Genomic DNA, 19,576 nt, shown 5'->3' on the forward strand with positions numbered 1-19,576 from the left:
GATTTCTCCTTCCGTCAGGCCGGGTAGCGACGCGGCGTGAACACTCGGTCTCCGAAATCGTCTGAGTACCACTGGGTTTGCGAGGATCCGACGATCAGCAGGCAGCGCATATCGATCTCGGCGGGGTCGAGATCGGCCAGCCGCACGACGCGCACGTCTTCGTCGGGACCAGAAACGCTGCGGCCGATCACCACCGGCGTGCCGGGTTCGCGGTGTGCGAGCAGCACGTCGCGCATCGCGGCGACTTGCCAGGTCCGCGACTTCGAGGCCGGGTTGTAGATGGCTAGCACCAGATCGGCGGCGGCCGCGGTGGCCAGCCGGGACGAAATGACATCCCACGGCTTGAGCCGGTCCGACAGCGAGATCACCGCGTAGTCGTGACCCAACGGCGCGCCCACCCGGCTGGCGACGGCCTGCGCGGCGGTCATCGCGGGAATCACCCGGATCTGCACCCCCGGCCATTGTTTGGCCTCTTCCAACACGGCGGTGGCCATGGCGAAGACTCCCGGATCGCCCGACGACACCACCGCGACGGTGCGTCCCTGCTCGGCCAACGTGCACGCCAGCCGCGCGCGCGCCGGTTCGTCGGTGTTGTCGCTGGGGTGGCGTCGCTGGCCGTCGCGGACCGGGACGCGATCCAGGTAGCCGCCGTAGCCGATCAGATCGGTCGCCGCGGCCAGCTCGCGTCGGCTCTGCGGCGTCATCCAGTCGAGGTCACCGGGGCCCAGGCCCACCACCGCGACGGTGCCCTCACGCGCCGACTGCCGCTCACGGCGTCCGCCCGGCAGCATGGCCAGCGAGAAGTACGGCACGCTGTTCTCGTCGACGTCGGCGGCGGGCAGGATGCGTTCCCCGGCGCTGCTGGCACGCTCCACATAGAACGCGCCGTCGAGCTGCCCGGACGCCGAAAGCGCTTCTCGCACAGCGTGATACGACCGGCCCAGTTTGAGGACCACGGCGGCGTCGGCGTCGGCGAGCCGGCGGGTCAGCTCGGCGACCGGCAGCGTGCCCGGCAGCACCGACAGCACCTCGTCGCCTGCCACCAGCGGTGTCGCGATGGCCGCCGATGCCGCGCTCACCGACGTCACACCCGGCACGATGACGGCATCGAACCGCTGCGTCAGCCGGGTGTGCAGGTGCATGTACGAGCTGTAGAACAGCGGGTCGCCCTCGGCGAGCAGCGCCACATTGCGTCCCGCGTCGAGGTGCGCGGCGATCCGCCGGGTGGCATCGGCGTAGAAGTCCTCCATCGCGCCGGCGTACCCGCCGGGATGATCCGTCGCCTCGGTGGTCACCGGATAGACCAGGTGCTCCTCGATCTGGCCGGGCCGCAGATACGGTTCGGCGATGCCGCGCGCGATGCTGCGGCCGTGCCGGGCGCTGTGATAGGCCACCACGTCCGCTTCGCCGATCACCCGGGCGGCCTTGACGGTGACCAACTCCGGGTCGCCGGGGCCAAGCCCGACGCCCCACAGCCTGCCCCGGGACGTCATTCGCTATTGCTCGCGATCGCGTTGACGGCCGCGGCCGCCATGGCGCTGCCGCCCCGGCGACCCTGGACCACCAGATACGAAATGCCGCGCGGACGCTCGATCAGCTCCTGCTTGGACTGCGCCGACCCGACGAAGCCGACCGGCCCGCCCAGCACCGCGACCGGCGGCTGCACGCCCTCGTCGACGAGTTCGAGCAGCCGGAACAGGGCGGTCGGTGCATTGCCGATAGCCAGCACCGCCCCAGCCAGCCTGTCGGCCCACAGCTCCACGCCGGCCGCCGAGCGGGTGGTCTGCCGGCGCGCCGCCAGGTCGGCCGCGCCCGGGTCGGCCACCAGCGACACGACCCGGTTGTCGGCGGGCAGCCGCGCCGTTGTGATCCCGGCGGCCACCATCGACGAATCGCACAGGACCGGGGCGCCGCCTTGCAGGGCGGCGCTGGTCCGCGCGACGACGTCGTCGGTGAAGGCGACGTGTTCGGCGACATCGACCTGTCCGCAGGTGTGGATCAGCCGAACCACGACGCGCGCCACGTCGTCCGGAAATCGCGAAAGGTCGGCCTCGGCGCGGATGGCCGCGAACGACTGGCGATAGATCTCCGCCGCGTCGCGGATGTAGTCGAGCACGTGCTCACCCTAAGCGCTAGCCCCGCAGCAGCCGGTAGCCCTGTCCGCTGGCGACCAGCACCTGGCCGGCCGGTGGGCTGCCGCACGCGCGTTCGCAGCCGACGAAGTGACGATGCACGGCCGAATCCGCGTCGAGCGCCAGCGCCGCGTCGGCCCGCACGTCGGCCGCCGAGTGTTCGCAGCCGGGGCTGCCGATGCACGCGCTGACGTTGAGCCAGGGGGAGTTCTCGTCGAACACCAACCCCAACGGGGCGAGGACCCGCAGCGCGGTGTCGGCGACGGCCTCCTCCACGTCGCACACCAGTACGGACCGCCACGGCGTGACCACCAGCGGCGCCTCGATCGCGGCGAGATACTCCGCGACGCTTGCGGGCAGGGCCCCCAGCGGCACGGCCGCACCGAGCGCGACCCGGCCGTCGTCCTGGTTGATCCAACCCACTGGTGCCCGGGTGACGGGCGAGAAGGTGGCGTCACCGAGCGCGGCGCCGGGGAGCAGTTCCGCGACATCGTCTAATTCGTTGATGCGCCACGCCTTTCCGCGTATGTCCACGAACCGGCGCGCCAGGTCGATGAGTGTCTCGATCGCGTCGCGCGGGGCCAGCCGGATCCCGGTGTCCCGCCCCGTCAACAGCAGCGCGCAGTCGTCGCCCAGGATGTGCACGCCGATGTCGGCCCCCAGCCCGGACACGTCGGCGCGGCCATCGTCGAGGCTGAACCAGAACCGGCCCCCGAGCTCCGCGAGGCGGGGTTCGGCGCAGATCCCCGCGTCCAGCTCACCGACCCAGGAGCGCAGGTCCGCGTGCCCGCCGGCCCGGCCCGACAGCGGCGACGCGACGATGTTGCGGACCCGCTCGTGGGTTGTCGACGGCAACAGTCCTGCGCCGGCAATCGCCTCGGCCGCCGGCGTCACGTCGGTGATCCCGCGCAACTGCACGTTGCCGCGGGAGGTCAGCTCCAGCGTTCCCGAGCCGAACCGCCTCGAGGTACCGGCGAGCGTCGCCAGCTGGGCCGCCGTGATCATGCCGCCGGGTAGCCGGACGCGCACCAGCGCGCCATCGGCCGCCTGGTGCGCCTGCAGTGCGCCCGGGCAACCGTCCGTGTCGCGCGATCTGGCCATCCGTTTACGGTACGACCCGGCGACTTTCCGGCGTAACGTGCAGGCCAGCGAGAGGTCGGGTGATTGCCATGCCAGATAAGCGCCCAGTGAAGGTCGCGATTATCGGCGCCGGGATGTCCGGCATCTGCATGGCCGCCAAGCTGCAGGACGCCGGCATCGACTCGTTCACCATTTTCGAGAAGGCCGACGAGGTGGGCGGCACGTGGCGCGACAACACATATCCCGGACTTACCTGCGATGTCCCGTCGCGCTACTACTCCTATTCGTTCCGGCCGAATCCCAACTGGTCGCACTGGCTGCCGCCGGGTCCGGAGATCCAGGCGTATTTCCAGCGGGTGGCCGACGAACGGGGCATCCGTCCGCACATCCGGTTCGGCACCGTCGTCACCGCGGCCCGATATGACGACGGGACGTGGCGGCTCACCACCCCCGACGGTGAGGAGACTTTCGACGTGCTCGTCACCGCGACGGGGGTCCTGCGGGTGCCCCGCTATCCGGACATCCCCGGACGGGACACGTTCGCTGGCCCTGCCTTTCACTCGTCGCGCTGGGACCACTCGGTTTCGTTGCCGGACAAGAGGATCGGCCTGATCGGCACCGGTTCGACCGGTGTGCAGATTACCGCGGAGCTCGGCGGCAAGGTGCGCCAGCTGAAAGTCTTTCAGCGCACCGCGCAGTGGGTATATCCATTCCCTAACCCGCGCTATTCGAAGTTGGCTCAGGCGGCGCTGTCACGGTGGCCGGCGCTGAACGGTCTGCCCTATCGCTTCTGGGGGTGGCTGATGCGGCACTGGTTCGGCGTGGCACCGATCCGCCCGGGCTGGCAGCGCCGTCAGATCCAGGCCTGGTGTCGATGGAACCTGCGGCTGTCGGTGCGCGACCCGCAGCTTCGGGCCAAGCTGACTCCCAGCTACCAACCGATGTGCAAGCGGCAGGTGATGGCCGGGCATTTCTACCGGTCCGTACAAAAGCCCGGAGTCGAGATCATCACCGACTCGATCGACCACATCGAGCCGCGGGGCATCGTCACCGCCGACGGCACGCTACATGAACTCGACATGCTGGTTTATGCCACCGGATTCGACGCGCGCGCCTACGTGCGCCCACTCGAGGTGATCGGGGAGGGCGGAATCACCCTGGACGAGGTCTGGGAGGACGGTCCCATGGCGTATCGGTCTATCGCGGTGCCGGGATTTCCCAATCTGTTCATGCTGATGGGGCCGCATTCGCCGATCGGCAACCAGTCGCTCGTTCCGATCGCCGAGGACCAGGCCGGCTACGTGATGTGGTGGATCGAGCAGCTGCGTGACGGAGCGGTGCGCACAGCCGCTCCGACCGAGGCGGCAACCAAGGAATACAACGAGCGCATGAAAGCGGCGATGCCGCAGACGATTTGGGTTACCGGCTGCAACAGTTGGTACCTTGGCAAGGATGGTCTGCCGGAGCTCTTCCCGTGGACGCCCGAGACCCACCGCGAGCTGTTGCGACGACCCGAGCCGACGCACTTCGAGGTGCGCACCGCCTGAGCGTCAGGACGTTCCCGGGGCCTTACCGTCGCCACGGTGGGCATCCCACCGCGCAGGCCCCTGCGCCGACGGACCGATGAGGTGCTGTGGCCAACCCTGGTCGGCTAGTTGGTACGGCGGCTGCCGTACCAATGTGTGACATCGTCACCGCGTTCGTAGCGGGCGAACCATTGCTCGGCAAAGGCGGGAAGAATCTCGTCGGCTGGATCGAAGAACGGGTTCTGACTTCGGATAAGCCCTTGCAGCGCTTGGCGCTTGTCCCTGCGGGCAACGTGTTTGAGCATCGGCGGTGGTGTGAGGCAAGGTCTGCGCGTTCGCTTCGTCAGGAGGCTGCGTAGTTGTGCTCGAACGCGCCATGATGGAGACATCACCCGGAGGTCGAGCACTCGGTCGCGTTCGGGTACATGAGAATTGACGCCGTTGACATAGATCGGCACCAGGGTGCCCATGATGTGGCGGACGACGCTGGGAAGCGTTTGTAGACGGTAGAGTCGCTTGCCGACGACAGCGTTGTAGATGATGAGGGCCGAACTGCGGTGCTCGACTTCTTCGACCATGTGCCACAACAGCAACGACGCCACGCGGTCATCACCGGGACGAAACATGATGTGCTCGTTGTCCAGTAGAAACCTGAATGAGGGCGTGAACGTCGCCTCCAAATTTGCGATGTAGGCCAATCTGTATTCGAGGGACTTCGTTTTGGTCATGTCGTCGTATGAGGCCATGATCGCGTCGAGGGTCTCTTGTAAGCCTGGATACCGCCGGATGAGGGCGGTGATGTGCTGGCGGTGTGCGTTGGCGTGCTGAGCTTCTTGGCGAAGGAAGGCGCTAGCTTCTGCGGCCACGCCGGAATCCGTGAAATGCGGTGTCGCCTCTCGCACCGCCTCGACGATCATTTTTTCGAAGCAAATGGCGATGAATGACATCAGGTTGACGGCATGCGAGAACAACGGGTTGTGGGGTTGCCACACCACAGGCACGGGCTCCGCGAAATCGAACCGTATCCGACGCACGGTCAATTCAGTCATGAGTGCTTTTGCCTGACTTTCGCTTCGGCCCGTTGCTGCTCTCTAGCGCCAACACGACAGGCGTCACCCACGTCTCCAAGTAGTGCCGCAGTACTGGTCCACGCCGCGGTGGCCGGCCGGGATCGATAACGAGCGACTGCAGGATGCGCAACATGTATTCGGTAAGGACATCAAGTTTGTCTGCGGTGATTCCGACCGCATTCCAATCGATCGCGAAGCGTTCCAGCATCGTCCGTCCGAACGTCAACGCGGTATCGGATGTGACCCCGGCGGCGAATGCGCCGCGCTGGCCCGGTAAGAGGAGCAGGCCAAGGTAGCGTTCTTCTGGCAGGCGTTCAAGCGTGTGGGCGATAGCCTCCACCACGGCCTGTGCCGGGTCGTGGAGTTTGGCTAGATGCTTGGTAAGCGCATCAAGATAGGGCGCGGCCTCGGAGATCGCGGTCGCGATCAACAGCGCATCGGTGCTGGGAAAGTAGCGGTAGACAGTTTGGCGGGTGATGCCAAGCTGACGCGCTATGTCGGTGATTCGTATCTCGTTGCCGCGCTTGTCAATCGCTCGTTTCGCGGCAGCGAGGATTCGGTCTATCGCTTCGGCGTCCGAGGCTGGCGCCGCGCCCGACCATCCGTGGGTGCGCATCAGGGCGCGGGGTCGTCGTAAGCCGCAACTGTTGCCAACGCGCCTTGCCGCGCGCGGCTCGTCGTCGCCAGATAGCAGGCGGCGGTCAAGGCAACCGAAAGAACGAAGGTCACAACGCCATAGGCAAGCGAGCCGGTCGGTGCTCCGCTCGGTGTGATGCCATGGTCCGCCCGCAGATAGTCGGGCAGCGCCGCTCCCCAGAATGCGACACACGCAACGAGATATACGACGACGCAGACCAGTGCGAAGTAGTCCCTCTCCACGCCAGCTGGCACTCGAGACGAGTCGCTGCGACGTGCGGCGTACTCACGCGCCAACACCACGGCCGATAGCGCTGCGGCGGCGGCTATCAGCAGCCAGGTTCCGACGAGGCGTGCACTGATGATCGGTACACCGACCAGGTTGAGCAGCGTCGCAGGAAGCGACGACAGAAACATGACCGGCCACGTAAACAAGCAGACCACCAAGACGTTTCGCGCGACCCGCCATCCGCTAGGTGCGGGCCGCTTGGACACCAGCAGGGTAAGCAACGCGATGCCGAACGGCACTCCCAGCGAAAACGCCTGAATGTTGAGGTAGGGAACGACACCCAACGCCGGCACCGAGGTTGAAAGCTCCTCGTTCCAGACCCACCAACGGAATTGAACCCCTACGGTGTCAACGACCTCATAGAGGCAATGGAAGGTGAAGGCCACACACGTCGCACCGACGATGACATTGTGCCGCTTGAAGATTCCAGTGCGCTGGATCAGGACGTACGAAATGTAGGTGTAGACGGGGTACATCGCCACGATGTACAGCGGAAGGCGGTCATAGAGGAACTGGACCGAGAACTGGTTGTGGACGAAGGTCAAACCCAGCGAACGCTCTAGGCCAAACCATTGCGGGAAATAGGCGATGGGTTCGACCATCAACAGCACGAATATCGAGGCGATCCAGACGACGAGGTTCGATGAATCGCCATGCTCGCGCCGCCATCGGAGGGCGTGGATGAGGCAAGCGACCGCGCCGACGACAAGGAGGGCTTCGATCACCGGCATCGACCAGTGTTGCAACCCGAAGGGATTGGTCAGGGTGATCAGTGGATTGCCGTCGCATCGCAACCCGCCTAGTCCTCGAGCGAGTCGTTCGTAGTCCGCGGTACAGGTATCCACCGTCGCCTCCATTGGCTATCCGACACGCTAGACGTCGACCATACACAATAGGGAAGTGTATGGTCTAGCCTCTAGTAGTCGGTCGCGAGACCTAGGACGTCCCGGTCCGGCGGGCGTAGGAAGCGCGCTTCGCCGCCTCGACGTCGCTGGTGAAGACGCGCCCGGTGCCCAACAGGCGGCCCAGGGCCTCCGATACGCCTTGCGGCATCAAACGCTGAGCGGACGCGACCACGCCTATCGAACGGGGAACGACGACACGTGATTTCGGTTTGGCGATGACATCCGCGACCGCCCGGGCGACGTCCGCTGGCTCGACGTTCTTGAAACCCCGAGCGTGTCCGATGCCGGCGACCATCTCGGTGTTCGTCAGCGTCGGCATGATCGCCGAGAAGTGGACACCGCTGCCACGGTTCTCCATGCGAACGGTGTCGGTGTAGCCGAGGACGGCGTGCTTGGTGGCGCAGTAGGTTGCGATGCCCTCGGTTGGCAGCACGCCGCCCAAGGAGGCGACGTTCACGATGTGACCGCGACGGCGCGGCAGCATCCGCTGGGCGGCCAACTTGGTGCCCAGGATCACGCCGAAAACGTTGACGTCAAGCAGTTGCCGCGTGACCGCATCGGCCTCGTCGACGGCGCCACCCACCGCGATGACGCCCGCGTTGTTCACCAATATGTCGAGCGGTCCCAGGTCGTTTTCGACGCCGTCGAGGAAATCGATGAAGGATTGCCGATCCGTCACATCCAGCCGACGGCACACGTCACCGTCGACCGGATCGATATCGCCGACCGCGACCTTGCCGCCGAGGTCCCGCAGAACCGTGGCAATGGCCAGACCGATTCCGCGCGCCCCGCCGGTGATGGCAATGACTTTGTCCGCAACTGCAGCCTTCATCACCCCACGCTAGCCGTACCGCCGCCGGCTGCCGAGCCCCACTGCGGTACGAATGGTGGGTGGCCGAGCCGACCATCCTGCTGCTGTCGACGTCCGACACGGACCTGATCAGCGCCCGGTCCAGCGGCAAAAACTATCGGTGGGCCAACCCGTCGCGGCTGTCCGACCCCCTAACCGACTCAGAACTGCCCGGCCTGCTGGCCGACGCGGCGATCGCGGTGGTCCGGATCCTCGGCGGCTATCGCGCGTGGCAAAGCGGCATCGACGCCGTGATCGCCAGCGGTGTCCCGACGGTGCTGGTCAGCGGTGAGCAGGCCGCCGACGCCGAATTGACCGGCCTGTCCACCCTGGCGGCCGGCATCGCGGTGCAGGCGCACATCTACCTGGCCCACGGCGGCGTGGAGAACCTGAGCCAGCTGCACGCCTTCCTTTCGGACACCGTGCTCATGACGGGGTACGGGTTCGCCCCGCCGGTGGTGACGCCGACGTGGGGCGAGCTGCAGCGCCAAAACGCCAACACCGAAGGCCCGACGATTGCGATCCTCTACTACCGCGCCCAGCACCTGGCCGGCAACACGGCCTACGTCGAGTCGCTGTGCCGGGCCGTCGAGGACGCGGGCGGGCGCCCGCTACCCGTCTACTGCGCGTCGTTGCGCACCGCCGAACCGGAACTGCTGCAACGCCTCGCCGAAGCCGACGCCATGGTGGTCACCGTGCTGGCGGCTGGGGGACTGAAGCCGGCCGTGGTGTCCGCCGGCGGCGACGACGACAGCTGGAACGTCGAACACCTTGCGGCCCTGGATATCCCGATCCTGCAGGGCCTCTGCCTCACCAGCCCGCGGGACGAATGGCGCGATAACGACGACGGGCTCAGCCCGCTGGACGTGGCCAGTCAGGTGGCGGTCCCGGAGTTCGACGGGCGCATCATCACGGTTCCGTTCTCGTTCAAGGAGATTGACGACGACGGCCTGATCTCCTATGTCGCTGACCCGGAACGCTGCTCGCGCGTCGCGGGCCTGGCGGTCCGCCACGCACGGCTGCGGCACGTCGCGCCCGCGAACAAGCGCGTGGCCCTGGTGTTTTCGGCGTATCCGACCAAGCACGCCAGGATCGGCAACGCGGTCGGACTGGACACCCCGGCCAGCGCGGTCGCGCTGCTGCGCGCGATGCGCGAGCGCGGGTATCGGGTGGGGGACCTTCCCGGGGTGGAGTCTAATGACGGCGACGCCCTGATTCACGCGCTGATCGAACGCGGCGGACAAGACCCCGACTGGCTCACCGAAGGGCAACTGGCCGGCAATCCGATCCGAGTGTCCGCCAAGGATTATCGCGACTGGTTTGCGACCCTACCGCCCGGACTCACCGACGCCGTGCAACAACACTGGGGCCCGCCGCCGGGCGACCTCTTCGTCGATCGCAGCAACGATCCCGATGGCGAGATCGTCATCGCCGCAATGCAAGCGGGCAACCTCGTGCTGATGGTGCAGCCGCCCCGCGGTTTCGGCGAAAACCCCGTTGCCATCTATCACGACCCGGACCTGCCGCCAAGCCACCACTACCTGGCGGCCTACCACTGGCTCGACGCCGGTTTTCACGCCGATGCCGTAATCCATCTGGGCAAGCACGGCAACCTGGAATGGCTGCCCGGAAAGACGCTGGGCATGTCGGCCGCGTGTGGATCCGACGCCGTGCTGGGCAACCTGCCGCTGATCTATCCCTTCCTCGTCAACGATCCCGGGGAGGGCACCCAGGCCAAGCGGCGAGCGCACGCGGTGCTCGTCGACCACCTCATCCCGCCGATGGCGCGCGCCGAAACCTACGGCGACATCGCGCGTTTGGAGCAGTTGCTCGACGAGCACGCCACCGTCGCCGCGCTCGACCCCGGCAAGCTGCCCGCCATCCGCCAGCAGATCTGGACGCTCATCCGGGCCGCCAGGATGGATCACGACTTGGGCCTGACCGAGCGACCCGCCGAGGACTCGTTCGACGACATGATCCTGCACATCGATGGCTGGCTGTGCGAGATCAAGGACGTCCAGATCCGCGACGGACTGCACATCCTGGGCCAAAGGCCAACGGGCGGAGCCGAACTCGATCTGGTCCTGGCGATTTTGCGGGCCCGCCAGCTGTTCGGCGGGGAGCACGCCATGCCCGGCCTGCGCCAGGCGCTGGGTCTGGCCGAAGACGGCACCGACGAGCGCGCAACCGTCGACGAGGCCGAGGCCGCCGCCCGCGAACTGGTCGCCGCGCTGCAGGCCACCGGATGGGATCCCGACGCCGCCGAAAGCCTCACCGACAACGCCGAGGTGGCAAGAGTGCTGCGGTTCGCGGCCACCGAGGTGGTGCCCCGGCTGGCCGGCACGGCATCGGAAATCGTCCAGGTGCTAAGGGCCCTGGACGGCCGGTTCATCCCGGCCGGTCCGTCGGGTTCCCCGCTGCGCGGCCTGATCAACGTGCTGCCCACCGGACGCAACTTCTACTCCGTCGACCCCAAAGCCATCCCGTCCCGGCTGGCATGGGAAGCCGGTGTGGCGCTGGCGGATTCGCTGCTCACCCGGTATTGGAACGATCATGGCCGATGGCCGCAATCGGTGGGGCTGTCGGTATGGGGCACCTCGGCCATGCGCACCGCCGGTGACGACATCGCCGAAGTCCTTGCGCTGCTGGGCGTTCGACCGGTCTGGGACGACGCGTCGCGGCGGGTCGTCGGTCTGACCCCGATGCCGCTGGCCGAGCTGGGCCGGCCGCGCATCGATGTGACCGTGCGCATCTCGGGGTTCTTCCGCGATGCCTTCCCGCATGTGGTGACCATGCTCGACGACGCGGTGCGGTTGGTCGCCGACCTCGACGAGCCGGAGCAAGACAACTACGTACGCGCGCACGCCCAGGCCGACCTGGCCCAGCATGGCGATCAGCGCCGCTCCACCACACGGATTTTCGGATCCAAGCCGGGAACATACGGCGCCGGCTTACTGCAGCTGATCGACAGCCGCAACTGGCGCGACGACGCGGATCTGGCGCAGGTGTACACGGCGTGGGGCGGCTTCGCCTACGGTCGAGACCTGGACGGACGCGAGGCTGTCGACGACATGAACCGCCAGTACCGGCGAATCGCGGTGGCCGCCAAGAACACCGACACCCGCGAACACGACATTGCCGATTCCGACGACTACTTCCAGTACCACGGCGGGATGGTGGCTACCGTGCGGGCGCTGACCGGCCAAGCGCCCGCCGCCTACATCGGCGACAACACCAGGCCCGACGCGATCCGCACCCGCACCCTGTCGGAGGAGACCACCCGGGTATTCCGCGCCCGCGTGGTCAATCCCCGCTGGATGGCCGCGATGCGCCGGCACGGCTACAAGGGTGCCTTCGAGATGGCCGCGACCGTCGACTACCTGTTCGGCTACGACGCCACCGCGGGGGTGATGGCCGACTGGATGTACGAACAACTCACCGAACGCTACGTGCTGGACGCCGAGAACCGGAAGTTCATGGCGGAATCCAACCCCTGGGCGCTGCACGGCATGGCCGAGCGGCTGCTGGAGGCCGCCGGCCGCGGCATGTGGGCGGAGCCGCAACCGGAAACCCTCGACGGGCTGCGTCAGGCGCTGTTGGAAACCGAGGGTGACCTGGAGGGCTGATCGGGGCTACTCCGAATTCGCCGCCCCGATCGCGAACGTGCGGCTAGCCGCACACTCGGAGCCGAACGTGCGGCTGGCCGCACGCTCGGCATGAGAGGGCCGCCGTCAGGAGCCTTCTCACGGAGTAGGTTGGCAGCGTGACCCCCAGCTTCGCGGACCTCGCCAAGGCGCAATACATCCTCCTGACCACCTTCACCAAGGACGGCCGCCCCAAGCCGGTGCCAATCTGGACCGCTGCCGATGGTGACCGGCTCCTCGTGATCACCGAAGAAAAGTCGTGGAAGGTCAAGCGGATCCGCAACACCCCGCGCGTGACGCTAGCCACCTGCACCATGCGCGGCCGCCCGACCAGCGAGCCGGTCGAGGGGACCGCGGCCATCCTCGACAAGTCGCACACCGCCGCCGTCTACGACGCGATCGTCAAGCGCTACGGCATCGTGGGCAAGGTGTTCAACTTGTTCAGCAAGGCGCGCGGCGGCATGGAAAAGAACGTCGGCCTCGAGCTCAAAGTGGCCGCGCCCTAACGCAAATGGGCACCGTCCTGATCCCGATCCCGGACCGCGACTTCGACCCCACCGAGGTCGCCGTCAGCTGGCGCGTCCTGACGAGGAACGGTCATAGGGTGGTGTTCGCCACCGAAAGCGGCTCGGCAGGGGTGGCCGACGACATCATGGTCACCGGCCGCGGGCTCGACATCTGGTCTGCGCTACCGATATTGGGCGCGGTGCCAGTCATCGGGCTGATGCTGCGCGCCAACAAGGACGGTCGCGATGCCTACGCCGCGATGGTCGATTCGACCGAATTTCGGCATCCCCTCAGCTGGTCTCAGGCCACCCTCGACGACGTCGACGCGCTGCTCCTGCCCGGCGGACACCGCGCCCGCGGAATGCGCAGCTACATCGACAGCGACATACTGCACCGGCTGGTGGTGGACGCCTTCGCCCGCGGGACGATGGTGGCCGCGATCTGTCACGGTGTGCTGCTCGCCGCGCGCAGCGTCGATCCCGCAACGGGTCACTCCGTGCTCTATGGACGCAGGACCACGTCGTTGACGTGGGCAATGGAACGGCTCGCCTGGCGGCTCACCCGTCTCACCCGATTCCGCGACCCCGACTACTACCGGACCTACACCGAGCGGCCCGGCCAGCCCGACGGGTACATGTCGGTGCAGTCCGAAGTCACCCGCGCCCTTAAAGATCCGGCAGATTTTTGCGACGTCGTCCGCGGAGAACCGCATTGGCGGCGCAAGTCCTCCGGAGTGGCAAGGGATACCGCGACCGACTCGCGGCCGGCATTCGTCGTCGATGACGGCAACTACATCTCGGCGCGCTGGCCCGGCGACACGCACACCTTCGCCACCGTTTTGTCGCGGAAACTCTGACGGCGCTACGTCGTGTCGCCCAGATGCTCGCCGAAGAACGCGAAGACCCGGTCCCACGCGTCGTCGGCCGCCGCCCGGTTGTAGCCGAATCCGACGACGCGAAGCAGCGGCTGGGCGGGGAGCTGGTTCGCGAAGCTGTGACCCGCACCGGGGTAGGCCTTGATATCGGTGGTGATTCCCTTGGCGGCCGTCACTTCGCGAAATTTCTTTGGTGCGCCGACGCCCAGCGGATCACGACTGCCGAAGCTTGCGACAATCGGGCATGCCCCGTCCAGCGTCTCGCTCAAGTTGCGCGGCAGTGGCGTCCCATAGAACGGCGCGGAAGCACCAAAACCCTTGGGCGACATAATGAGTGAGAAACCTCCGCCCATGCAGAAGCCGGCGATGCCGACGCGGCCGGTGCATTCCGGCATCGACTGCAAGTGATCGCGCGCGGCCAGGATGTCGTCAAGCGCGCGACCACGCTTGGTCAGCAGCTCGCGCATGACCCTGGTGATGCATCGCGCGCGACCACCCCGGGCGTACAGATTCGGGGTCAGCGCCAGATAGCCCGCCTGCGCGATGCGCCGCGAAATCAGTTCATTGTCGGGGCCGTAGCCGACCGCGTCGTGGATGACCACCACGCCAGGCCAGGGGCCGTCGCCCTGGGGAACGCTCAGCAGCGCATCGATGGGTCCGTCCGGGGCCTCGATCTGAATCGTCGTCATAGCGTCATCTAACTGCAGCCGGGTTGCGCCTCACCAGGGGAACTCAGCGTCGGTCCGCGGACGTTGGCGTGACATGGTGTCGCGGCTGTTGCTCGTCTATGCGGTCGTCGAACTGGCGGTCATCTTCGCGCTGGTGTCGACGATCGGCTGGGGCTGGACCCTGCTGGTGCTGCTGGCCACATTCCTGCTCGGGTGGGGCCTCTTGGCGCCGATGGCCGGGTCGCAACTCATTCGCCAGCTCGGGCAACTGCGATCTGGCCTGACCGAACCGCAGGCCGCGGTGAACGACGGCGCAATGGTCGGCCTGGCCATGGCGCTGGTCTTGGTTCCCGGACTGGTCACCACGGTGTTGGGGCTGTTGTTGCTGGTACCGCCGATCCGGGCGGTCGCGCGCCCCGGCCTGAGTGGGATCGCGCTGCGCGGACTGCGCGGGCGGGCGCCGCTGATCACCCAGACGACGGTCTTCACGGCCGACCCCCGCCGCGGCTATGCCGGCGACCGCCGCGACTACATCGACGGCGAGGTCATCGACGTGCACGACGTCGAGCTGCCACCGCGGCCCCCGTCGTCGCCGGGCTCGATCTAAGTTTTGGCGTGTGGCGCAAACCGATCGTCGGGCTACGACGCTGCTGTTGAACGGCCGGGTGCACAGCCCCAGCCACCCCGATGCCACCGCCATGGCGGTGCGCGGCGACGTCGTCGCGTGGTTGGGCAGCGATGACGTCGGCCGCAGCCAGTTTCCCGACGCCGAGGTCGTGGATCTCGACGGTGGCTTCGTCGCGCCGGGATTCGTCGACAGCCACATCCACCTGACCGCGACCGGCCTCGCCCTCACCGGGCTCGACCTGCGGCCCGCCACGTCGCGCGCACAGTGCATTCAGATGGTCGCCGAGCATGCCGCCGCGCACCCCGGCCAACCGGTGTGGGGGCACGGCTGGGACGAGTCGTCGTGGCCCGACAACACCCCGCCGAGCGCCAACGACCTCGACGCCGTGCTCGGGGACCGGCCCGCTTACCTGGCGCGCGTCGACGTCCACTCCGCCCTGGCCTCGTCGGCGCTGCGACGAATGGTTGCGGAGCTGCCGGCGGCGGACGGCTTCAGCGCCGAGGGCCCGCTCGCCGGCGATGCGCACCACCTGGCCCGAACGACCGCCCGCAGCCTGCTGACCGCCGGGCAGCTGGCCGACGCCCGGGGCGCCGCGTTGCGGGCCGCCGGCGCGGCCGGCATCGTCGCGGTGCACGAATGCGCCGGGCCCGAGATCGGCGGCCTGGACGACTGGCTGGCGCTTCGCGCCCTCGATCACGGCGTCGAGGTCATCGGCTACTGGGGTGAGGCGGTGACCAGCCCGAAGCAGGCCCAATCCCTCATGGACGTCACCGGAGCCCGCGGGCTAGCCGGTGACCTGTTCATCGACGGGGCGCTCGGGTCCCGCACCGCCTGGCTGCACGAGCCGTACGCCGACGCGCCGGACCGCGTCGGCACCTGCCACCTGGATCCCGACGGCATCGAGGCGCACCTGCGGGCCTGTACCCAGGCCGGGGTGACGGCGGGTTTCCACGTGATCGGGGATGCCGCGGTCGACGCGGTCGTCGATGCCATCGAACGGGTCGTGGCCGACCTGGGGACGGCCGCGGTCGCCCGCTGCGGGCATCGCCTGGAGCACCTCGAGATGGTGACGGCCGATCAGGCCGCCAGACTCGGCGCGTGGGGCGTCATCGCCAGCGTGCAGCCCAATTTCGATGCGCTGTGGGGCGGCGACGACGGCATGTACGCCCGCCGGCTCGGCGCCGAACGAGGCAGCCGGCTCAACCCGCTGGCGCTGTTAGCATCCCAAGGCGTGCCCCTCGCGCTCGGTAGCGACGCCCCGGTGACGGGTCTTGACCCGTGGGCAAGCGTGCGTGCGGCGGTCAACCATCACACCGCAGGCAGTGCCGTGTCGGCTCGGGCCGCATTCGCCGCCGCGACCCGCGGCGGCTGGCGCGCGAGCGGTGTCCACGACGGCGTGACGGGGACCCTGGTGCCCGGTGCGCCCGCCTCCTACGCCGTCTGGGACGCCGAAGCCCTGGACGTGAGCGCACCGCGCGACGCCGTGCAGCGCTGGTCCACCGACCCGCGCTCGCGGGTGCCCGCGTTGCCGCGGCTGGGGCCGGTCGATGCGTTGCCGCGCTGCCGCCGGACCGTACATCGGGGCGCTGTCATCTATGGCTAACGGTCGGCACGAGCGGCCCGACGAGGCCGAATCGGAGCGCGACGAAGAGTCCACCGACGCGCCGGTACGCACGGACACGCATGACGCTCCCGGCGTGGCCGAGCGCGCGGGGGCGATAGCACGGCAGGCACTGGCGGGGGCGGTCGCCGCGGTGGTCGCTCGGCTGCCGGGCCTGCAGGCGGCGCTGCAGCCACGTCTGGCGCGGCTGCTGGTCACCGTCGTGGCCGGATTGCTGATGTGCGCCAGCTTCCCGGCGCTGAGCTGGTGGTGGGCCGCCGTGGTCGCCGCCGCGCTGTTGGCCTGGGTGCTCAAGCACCCCGCCACCACGGTGGTGGGCGGTCTGGGCTACGGATTTCTGTTCGGGCTCGCGTTTTATCTGCCGCTGCTGCCGTGGATCAGCCTGCTGGTGGGCGACGTGCCGTGGTTCGCGTTGGCGACGGCCTGCGCGCTGTTTCCCGCGCTGTTCGGCCTGTTCGCCGTCGTGGTGCGGGGGCTGCCCGGCTGGCCGGTGTGGTTCGCGTTGGTGTGGGCGGGCCAGGAGTGGTTGAAGTCGATGGTTCCGTTCGGCGGCTTTCCCTGGGGGTCGGTGGCGTTCGGTCAAGCCGAAGGTCCGCTGCTGCCGTTGGTGAAGCTCGGCGGCGTTGCGCTGCTGTCGACGGCCGTGGTGTTGGTGGGATTCAGCGCGACCGCGATCGCGCTGGAAATCATGAAATGGTGGCGAACCGAGGCGGTGGGGAAGGACGCCGAGGATGCCGATCAGCAGCCGCCCGCGGTGGTGCTGCCGGGGATCTGCATTTGCCTGGTGTTGTTCACCGCCGTCATCATCTGGCCGCAGGTGCGGCACGCCGGCGCCGGAGCGGGCGGCGAACCCACGGTCACCGTCGCGGCCGTGCAGGGCAACGTCCCTCGGCTCGGTCTCGACTTCAACGCGCAACGCCGAGCGGTGCTGGACAACCATGTCCAGGAGACGCTGCGGCTGGCCGAGGACGTGCGCGCCGGGCTCGCACCACAACCTCAATTCGTCATCTGGCCGGAGGACTCGTCGGACGTCGATCCGTTGCTCAATGCCGACGCCGGGCAGCAGATCGCGCAGGCGGCCCATGCGATCGGGGCGCCGATCCTGGTGGGGACCGTCCTCGCCGCGCCCGGCCGCACCCAGGAAACCGACGAATACACCAACACGATGATCGTCTGGAATCCGGTCAGTGGCGCGGCCGACCGCCACGACAAGGAAATCGTGCAGCCGTTCGGCGAATACCTGCCGATGCCGTGGCTCTTCAAGCACCTGTCCGCCTACGCCGACCGGGCGGGCAACATGGTGCCCGGCAGGAGCAGCGACGTGGTGCAGATCGCGGGGGTCCCGGTCGGTGTGGCCACGTGCTGGGAAGTGATCTTCGACCGCGAACCGCGCAAAGCCGTCCGCAACGGCGCCCAGTTATTGGCCGTGCCCGCCAACAACGCCACCTTCAACAGGCGCATGAGCGAGCAACAGCTCGCATTCGCCAAGGTCCGAGCCGTGGAGCACGACCGATATGTCGTGGTCGCCGGCACCACCGGGATCAGTTCGGTGATCGCCCCGGACGGGGCCGAATTGGTCCGCACCGGATTCTTCGAGCCCGGCTATCTGGACATCCAGGTGCGCCTCAAGACGCAGCTGACGCCGGCCACCCGCTGGGGGCCGATCGTGCAATGGTTGCTGGTCGTGGCGGCTGGAGCGGCCATTCTGGTCGGGATACGGCACAATGGGTGGTCCCCGCGTCCGGTTCGGCCGAGGTTGCGGCCCTCCTGGCGCAGGCCTTCGGGTGAATCGGACGATTCCGGTAAGTCCCCGGCCGAGGCCGAGGGCGACTTGGACATGACGTACGACGCCGCGCCCGATGAGGACGGCGACCACACTCCGCCGGAAGAAGGCGGTGACGAGACCCCGCTCGACGAGGGCGGCCCACCTAGTTTCGGGCGACACAGAGGAGCTACATGACCACCGGCCAGCAGGCGCCCCGCGTTCCGGGCAATCGGCCCAGCCAGCGCGTCCTGGTGATCATCCCCACCTTCAACGAGCTGGAGAACCTGCCGGTGATCCACCGGCGGCTGAAGGACGCGTGCCCCGAGGTGCACCTGCTGATCGTGGACGACAGCAGCCCGGACGGCACCGGCGAGCTCGCCGACGAGTTGGCCGCGGCCGATCCGGGCCGCACCCACGTCATGCACCGCACGGCCAAGGACGGCCTGGGCGCCGCCTACCTGGCGGGCTTCGCCTGGGGTTTGAGCCGGGACTACTCGGTGCTCGTCGAGATGGACGCGGACGGCAGCCACGCGCCCGAACAGCTGCACCGCCTACTCGACGCCGTCGATGCCGGAGCCGACCTGGCGATCGGTTCGCGCTACGTCGACGGCGGAACGGTACGCAACTGGCCGTGGCGGCGCTGGGCCCTGTCCTGGACGGCCAACACCTATGCGCGGGTGGCGCTCGGCATCGACGTCCACGACATCACCGCCGGCTACCGCGCCTATCGTCGTGAAGTCCTCGAGGCGATCGACCTCGACGGCGTTGACTCCAAGGGCTACTGCTTCCAGATCGATCTGACCTGGCGGACGGTGTGCAACGGCTTCGCCATCGTCGAAGTGCCGATCACCTTCACCGAGCGTGAACTCGGCGTGTCGAAAATGAGCGGATCCAACATCCGCGAGGCCCTGGTGAAGGTCACTCGGTGGGGCATCCAGGGTCGAACCCCTAGCGCACGCGCGGCGCGCGCCGACAACCGCACCAAGTCGGCCGGGGCGTAGGGCGCAGGGACGTCGTCAGCCCGCGTCAGCCGCGGCGCTTCGACCTGATCAAGTCGAGCCGCTCCTTGAGCAGCTCTTCGAGCTCATCGACCGTGCGGCGTTCCAGCAACATGTCCCAGTGGGTCCGCGGCGGCTTGACCTTCTTCGGCTCCGGCAGGTCACCCTCGATCAGGGTGCCTTCCATGCCGTTGCGGCACAGCCAGGTGCCGGGGATCTCGGCGTCGTCGGCGAACGGGACCTCGAATTCCTCGCCGTTCTCGGTGCGGTAGCGCGCGATCTGACGCGGCGCCAGGTCGTGGTTGCGGTCGGTTTCGTAGCTCACGGCTCCGAGGCGACTGCCCCTCAGTACTCGATCCGCCATGGGTGCTACTCCTCTAGGT

General features: G+C 67.9%; 15 protein-coding genes and 1 pseudogene. 7 read left to right on the top strand and 9 right to left on the bottom strand.

The features are described from left to right. Positions 1–14: 14 nt before the first annotated feature. The 3 genes from ACQI5H_RS08200 to cobG are packed head-to-tail and all read right to left on the bottom strand — an operon-like array spanning position 15 to position 3,233. Entirely contained in the window at positions 15–1,493 is a 1,479-nt protein-coding gene (locus tag ACQI5H_RS08200) for a precorrin-2 C(20)-methyltransferase (protein ID WP_427078904.1), read from the bottom strand. Next, positions 1,490–2,116: a precorrin-8X methylmutase gene (locus ACQI5H_RS08205; RefSeq protein ID WP_427078905.1), complete on the bottom strand. Its 627-nt coding sequence runs from the start codon at positions 2,114–2,116 to the stop codon at positions 1,490–1,492. The genes ACQI5H_RS08200 and ACQI5H_RS08205 overlap by 4 nt, the downstream gene beginning before the upstream one ends. A gap of 16 nt (positions 2,117–2,132) precedes the next feature. Next, positions 2,133–3,233 (bottom strand): precorrin-3B synthase, encoded by a 1,101-nt coding sequence (gene cobG / locus ACQI5H_RS08210; RefSeq protein ID WP_427078906.1) that lies wholly within the window; start codon positions 3,231–3,233, stop codon positions 2,133–2,135. 68 nt (positions 3,234–3,301) lie between these two features. Here cobG and ACQI5H_RS08215 point away from each other — a divergent pair, with 68 nt between their 5' ends. Then, positions 3,302–4,759 carry a flavin-containing monooxygenase gene (locus ACQI5H_RS08215; RefSeq protein WP_427078907.1) on the top strand — a complete coding sequence of 486 codons (1,458 nt, stop codon included), beginning with the start codon at positions 3,302–3,304 and terminating at the stop codon, positions 4,757–4,759. Between the two features lie 104 nt (positions 4,760–4,863). Here the strand turns inward: ACQI5H_RS08215 and ACQI5H_RS08220 are convergent, their stop codons facing one another. From ACQI5H_RS08220 to ACQI5H_RS08235, 4 genes are all read right to left on the bottom strand, one after another. After that, entirely contained in the window at positions 4,864–5,787 is a 924-nt protein-coding gene (locus tag ACQI5H_RS08220; protein WP_427078908.1) for a metal-dependent hydrolase, read from the bottom strand. Beyond that, a complete protein-coding gene (locus ACQI5H_RS08225; RefSeq protein WP_427078909.1) occupies positions 5,780–6,424 on the bottom strand; it encodes a TetR/AcrR family transcriptional regulator in 645 nt (214 codons plus the stop codon). Before ACQI5H_RS08225 ends, ACQI5H_RS08220 begins: the two co-directional genes overlap by 8 nt. Further along, positions 6,424–7,578 carry a hypothetical protein gene (locus tag ACQI5H_RS08230; RefSeq protein WP_427078910.1) on the bottom strand — a complete coding sequence of 385 codons (1,155 nt, stop codon included), beginning with the start codon at positions 7,576–7,578 and terminating at the stop codon, positions 6,424–6,426. The genes ACQI5H_RS08225 and ACQI5H_RS08230 overlap by 1 nt, the downstream gene beginning before the upstream one ends. Positions 7,579–7,669: 91 nt before the next feature. Further along, positions 7,670–8,470 (bottom strand): SDR family oxidoreductase, encoded by an 801-nt coding sequence (locus ACQI5H_RS08235; RefSeq protein WP_427078911.1) that lies wholly within the window; start codon positions 8,468–8,470, stop codon positions 7,670–7,672. A 59-nt stretch (positions 8,471–8,529) separates the two neighbouring features. Between ACQI5H_RS08235 and cobN the strand changes: the two genes are divergently transcribed. From cobN to ACQI5H_RS08250, 3 genes are all read left to right on the top strand, one after another. After that, a complete protein-coding gene (gene cobN, locus ACQI5H_RS08240; protein WP_427078912.1) occupies positions 8,530–12,114 on the top strand; it encodes a cobaltochelatase subunit CobN in 3,585 nt (1,194 codons plus the stop codon). Between the two features lie 137 nt (positions 12,115–12,251). Next, positions 12,252–12,638 (top strand): PPOX class F420-dependent oxidoreductase, encoded by a 387-nt coding sequence (locus ACQI5H_RS08245; protein WP_427078913.1) that lies wholly within the window; start codon positions 12,252–12,254, stop codon positions 12,636–12,638. Between the two features lie 5 nt (positions 12,639–12,643). Further along, positions 12,644–13,495, top strand: a complete 852-nt coding sequence (locus tag ACQI5H_RS08250) for a type 1 glutamine amidotransferase domain-containing protein (RefSeq protein ID WP_427078914.1) — start codon at positions 12,644–12,646, stop codon at positions 13,493–13,495. Between the two features lie 5 nt (positions 13,496–13,500). Here the strand turns inward: ACQI5H_RS08250 and ACQI5H_RS08255 are convergent, their stop codons facing one another. Beyond that, positions 13,501–14,202, bottom strand: coding sequence for a dienelactone hydrolase family protein (locus tag ACQI5H_RS08255; RefSeq protein ID WP_427078915.1), 702 nt, complete (start codon positions 14,200–14,202; stop codon positions 13,501–13,503). A gap of 73 nt (positions 14,203–14,275) precedes the next feature. Here ACQI5H_RS08255 and ACQI5H_RS08260 point away from each other — a divergent pair, with 73 nt between their 5' ends. The 3 genes and pseudogenes from ACQI5H_RS08260 to lnt all read left to right on the top strand — a co-directional run bounded on the left by ACQI5H_RS08260 (position 14,276) and on the right by lnt (position 19,196). Then, positions 14,276–14,788 carry an FxsA family protein gene (locus ACQI5H_RS08260; protein WP_427078916.1) on the top strand — a complete coding sequence of 171 codons (513 nt, stop codon included), beginning with the start codon at positions 14,276–14,278 and terminating at the stop codon, positions 14,786–14,788. 91 nt (positions 14,789–14,879) lie between these two features. Continuing rightward, on the top strand, positions 14,880–16,412 hold the full coding sequence (locus ACQI5H_RS08265) for an amidohydrolase (protein WP_427079111.1): 1,533 nt from the start codon (positions 14,880–14,882) through the stop codon (positions 16,410–16,412). Then, a pseudogene (lnt, locus tag ACQI5H_RS08270) lies at positions 16,405–19,196 on the top strand (apolipoprotein N-acyltransferase). Before ACQI5H_RS08265 ends, lnt begins: the two are co-directional and overlap by 8 nt. 25 nt (positions 19,197–19,221) lie before the next feature. Here lnt and rbpA read toward each other — a convergent pair. Continuing rightward, positions 19,222–19,557 carry an RNA polymerase-binding protein RbpA gene (gene rbpA, locus ACQI5H_RS08275; RefSeq protein WP_427078917.1) on the bottom strand — a complete coding sequence of 112 codons (336 nt, stop codon included), beginning with the start codon at positions 19,555–19,557 and terminating at the stop codon, positions 19,222–19,224. Positions 19,558–19,576: the final 19 nt, after the last annotated feature.

The sequence above is a fragment of the Mycobacterium heidelbergense genome, from assembly GCF_050205645.1.
GTDB classification, from domain to species: Bacteria; Actinomycetota; Actinomycetes; order Mycobacteriales; family Mycobacteriaceae; genus Mycobacterium; species Mycobacterium heidelbergense_A.

Excerpts from the sequence above, each read along its gene's own strand:
- ACQI5H_RS08200 (WP_427078904.1), bottom strand. The coding sequence starts at position 1,493 with ATGACGTCCCGGGGCAGGCTGTGGGGCGTCGGGCTTGGCCCCGGCGAC.
- cobG (WP_427078906.1), bottom strand. The coding sequence starts at position 3,233 with ATGGCCAGATCGCGCGACACGGACGGTTGCCCGGGCGCACTGCAGGCG.
- ACQI5H_RS08215 (WP_427078907.1), top strand. The coding sequence starts at position 3,302 with ATGCCAGATAAGCGCCCAGTGAAGGTCGCGATTATCGGCGCCGGGATG.
- ACQI5H_RS08220 (WP_427078908.1), bottom strand. The coding sequence starts at position 5,787 with ATGACTGAATTGACCGTGCGTCGGATACGGTTCGATTTCGCGGAGCCC.
- ACQI5H_RS08225 (WP_427078909.1), bottom strand. The coding sequence starts at position 6,424 with ATGCGCACCCACGGATGGTCGGGCGCGGCGCCAGCCTCGGACGCCGAA.
- ACQI5H_RS08235 (WP_427078911.1), bottom strand. The coding sequence starts at position 8,470 with ATGAAGGCTGCAGTTGCGGACAAAGTCATTGCCATCACCGGCGGGGCG.
- ACQI5H_RS08250 (WP_427078914.1), top strand. The coding sequence starts at position 12,644 with ATGGGCACCGTCCTGATCCCGATCCCGGACCGCGACTTCGACCCCACC.
- ACQI5H_RS08255 (WP_427078915.1), bottom strand. The coding sequence starts at position 14,202 with ATGACGACGATTCAGATCGAGGCCCCGGACGGACCCATCGATGCGCTG.
- ACQI5H_RS08260 (WP_427078916.1), top strand. The coding sequence starts at position 14,276 with ATGGTGTCGCGGCTGTTGCTCGTCTATGCGGTCGTCGAACTGGCGGTC.
- ACQI5H_RS08265 (WP_427079111.1), top strand. The coding sequence starts at position 14,880 with ATGGCGGTGCGCGGCGACGTCGTCGCGTGGTTGGGCAGCGATGACGTC.
- rbpA (WP_427078917.1), bottom strand. The coding sequence starts at position 19,557 with ATGGCGGATCGAGTACTGAGGGGCAGTCGCCTCGGAGCCGTGAGCTAC.